General features: G+C 70.3%; 2 protein-coding genes. Both read right to left on the reverse strand.

Annotation, left to right across the window (positions count from 1 at the left end):
- Positions 1 to 96: 96 nt before the first annotated feature.
- Entirely contained in the window at positions 97 to 1,005 is a 909-nt protein-coding gene (gene truB, locus AC32QD_RS15655) for a tRNA pseudouridine(55) synthase TruB (protein WP_492011439.1), read from the reverse strand.
- A 59-nt stretch (positions 1,006 to 1,064) separates the two neighbouring features.
- The coding region (locus AC32QD_RS15660; protein WP_492011440.1) for a hypothetical protein at positions 1,065 to 2,946 on the reverse strand (1,882 nt) is incomplete at its 5' end.

The raw sequence follows: 2,946 nt of genomic DNA on the forward strand, positions 1-2,946 counted from the left end.
ACGTCGGGCGAGCCGGTGTCGCCCTGCTTCGCGGCATACTCGTTGATGAGCGCTTCCTTGCGCTCGGGCGTGATCGACATCGGGTACTCCTCTTTCTCAACTCTCGAGGTTGAACACCCGGTCCGGTTGGAACCGGCCCGCCCTGTAGGCGCCGATCGCCAGGGGCAGCCCGTCCAGGCTGGCCCAGCAACGGTCGCCATAGTCGAGGCCGGTCACCGGGACCGGAACGGCCTGCCCCTGACGGATGCGGGCCGCCGCTGCCGCCGTCACGGCCAGAGCCGGGATGTCGTCCAGCCCGGTCGCGACCGGCAGCAAATGCTCGGAGCCGCCCCTATGGCGGATTTCGTCGAGCATTTCAAAGGAAATCGCATTCCCGAGCGTAAATGGCCCGGTTTTCGTGCGGCGCAACTGCGACACATGGGCATAGCAGCCCAGGTCGTGCCCGAGGTCGCGCGCGATCGCGCGCACATAACCACCCTTGCCGCAGACCAGCTCGAACTCGGCATGGTCGGGATCGGGGCGGGCCACCAGCGCAAGCGACTCGACCCACAGCGGGCGCGGGGCGAGATCCATCTCCACTCCCTCGCGGGCGAGGTCGTAGGCGCGCTCGCCCTCGACCTTGACGGCGGAGAACTGGGGCGGGACTTGCTCGATCTCGCCGACATAGGCGTCCAGCGCCGCCGCGATAGCGGCGTCGGTGGGGCGGGCATCGGAGGCCGCGATGACTGCGCCCTCGCCGTCGTCGGTGGTGGTCGCCTGGCCAAGCCGCAGCGTGAAGCGGTAGGTCTTGAGCCCCTCCTGCACGACCGGGATGACCTTGGTGGCCTCGCCAAGCGCCACCGGCAAAACGCCCGTGCCAAGCGGGTCGAGCGTGCCGGCGTGCCCGGCCTTCCTGGCTTTGAAGGCCCAGCGCGCCTTGCCGACGACCTGCGTCGAGGTCACGCCGGACGGCTTGTCGATCACCACCCATCCGTCGACCTTGCTGCCCTTGCGCCTGCCTGCCATGCCCTGCCGTCCCCTATTCGGGGCCGACCTCTAGCGGAAGCATCGGCCGCTGGAAACCCTCAGCGCCCCTCGCGCCGCCAGGCCACCAGCAGCAGCAGGCCGACCATCAGCACCGCCAGCCAGGCCGGCATCAGCGGCGTCAGCTCAATGCCGGTCACTCGGTAGGCGTCGCGCCGATCGAGCCCGATCCAGCGGCGCGAATGGGCACGGCGGCCCTCGCCCACCATGCGAACGTCCGGCACCCCGTCCGCGAGCCACGCCACCTTGCCGCCGCTCGCCTGCACCAGCGGCTTCAGCAGGGCACCCGTGGCCAGCGGCTTGACGTACTCCGCCGGGCTCGGCGGGCCGACCGCGGCAACGGCGCTCAGCTTGCCGTCGTTGAAGCGCCACAGGCCCTCGGCGGCATGGTCCACAAGGGCCTGCCAGCGGCCGGGACCGACATGCTGATAGTCGAGCGTGCGCGCCGCGCCTCCGCCCGGCGGCGTCGCGGTCAGCGGGCCCGAGGGCTCCGCCGCCAGCGTGTGGCGCTCGACCAGCACGCGGTCGCCCTCGACATGCGCGGTCAGCGCCTCCTCCTCGAGCTCGGGCTCCTTCATCAGCCAGTAGGCGACACGGCGCAGCAGCTCGGCCTGCGGGCCACCGCCCTCGAACCCGCGGGTCCACAGCCAGAACTGGTCGGAGGCCAGCAGCGCCACGCGCCCCTTGCCCACCCGGTCGAGGATCAGCAGCGGCTTGCCGTCGTATCCCTTCATCACCACGTTGCCCGAGCGCGGCACCACATCGACCTGGCGCATCCAGCGGCCCCAGCGCGGCCCATCGGGCCCCATGCCCGCGGCCTGCTCGAGCCCGGCGGTCACCGGATGGCGGGCGCCGAGCTTGGTGACGCGAGGCAGGAAGGGCCGCTCGTAGACATTGAGCGTCGGCTCGGCCGGCAGGATGTCGTTGAGCGGCGTGCGGGCAAGGCTTTGCGGGCCCGCGAAGGCGGGGCCGGTAGAAACCAGCACGGCGCCGCCATTGCGCACATAGCGCACGATATTGGCCAGATAGGCCGAGGCCAGCACGCCGCGCCAGCGATAGCGATCGAAGATGATCAGGTCGAAGCTGTTGATCTTCTCCAGGAACAGCTCGCGCGTGGGGAAGGCGATCAGCGACAACTCGTTCACCGGGGTTCCGTCCTGCTTGGCCGGCGGGCGCAGGATGGTGAAATGGATCAGATCGACGATCGGGTCCGATTTCAGCAGGTCCCGCCAGGTGCGCCCGCCCGGATAGGGCTCGCCCGAGACCAGCAGCACGCGCAGCCGGTCGCGCACGCCCGAGACGGTGGCGATGATCCGGTTGTTGCGATCGGTCAGCTCGCCCGGACGCGGCGGCAGGCGGATATCGACCACGTTCGGCCCACCATGCCTGATGGGAACATCGATGTGGTTCACCCGACCCACCGTGAGGCTCTGGGTCGTTGGTGGCTTGCCGTCAACCGAGACCTCGACATCGACGTGGCCGACCGTCTGGCCGGCACCGTGGACGCGGGGGATGACGTTGAAGGTCACGGATTCGTCGACGATGCCGAAAGCCGGGGTCGTGGTGGCCTCCAGCGCCAGGTCGAAGCCGTCGGGGCGTCCCGCGATCAGCGCGTGCACCGGGCCGGGGAAGTCCTTGATCCGGCCCTTGTCGTGAATCTCGCCGTCGGTGAGCAGGATCGCGCCCGAAATCTGGCCCGGCGCGACGCGCGCGGCGGCCTCGTCCAGGGCGGTCAGCAGCCGCGTGCCACGGTTGCGGCCGCTGTGGTCGGGGCCGACCTCGACGACGCGCAGCTCAAGGGGGTGGGCCGGTGTCGAGAGCGCGCCGATCTCGGCCTTCAGCCGCGCTGCGGCCTTGTCGATCTGCTCGGTCCGTTGCTCCAGCGTGGTCGACTCGGACTTGTCCACCACCAGGAAGGCCACG

It is taken from the genome of Thermohalobaculum sp. (assembly GCF_058622915.1).

Coding starts and splice junctions, on each gene's coding strand:
- truB (WP_492011439.1), bottom strand. CDS start 1,005: ATGGCAGGCAGGCGCAAGGGCAGCAAGGTCGACGGATGGGTGGTGATC.